1 pseudogene is annotated in these 218 nt (G+C 58.7%); it reads left to right on the top strand.

The annotated features are described in order from the left end of the window. Positions 1-112: pseudogene (locus tag QJT78_RS52900) on the top strand (IS630 family transposase); the annotation flags it as partial. Between the last annotated feature and the right edge of the window lie 106 nt (positions 113-218).

The raw sequence follows: 218 nt of genomic DNA, 5'->3' as shown, positions 1-218 counted from the left end.
GCCGACAAGTGCGTCATGGCTCAATCAGGTCGAAGTATGGTTTTCCATCTTGCAGGGGCAGTCGCTCAGCGGCACCTCCTTCACGAGCCTCAAGCAGCTTCAGGAACACATGAGCTATGGCGGAATCTGGGTGATGACGGTGTGAGGAAGGCGGCGTATCGAGGCGGGTGACGAGCCTGCCAGAACCTCTCGAGGAGAGCGATACGCCATGACCGAGA

Origin of the sequence: Bradyrhizobium sp. Mp27 (assembly GCF_029953005.1) — a bacterium.
Lineage (GTDB): Bacteria > Pseudomonadota > Alphaproteobacteria > Rhizobiales > Xanthobacteraceae > Bradyrhizobium > Bradyrhizobium barranii.
Note: the sequence above shows the minus strand (reverse complement) of the source record. Positions and strands in the feature narration are given on the sequence as shown.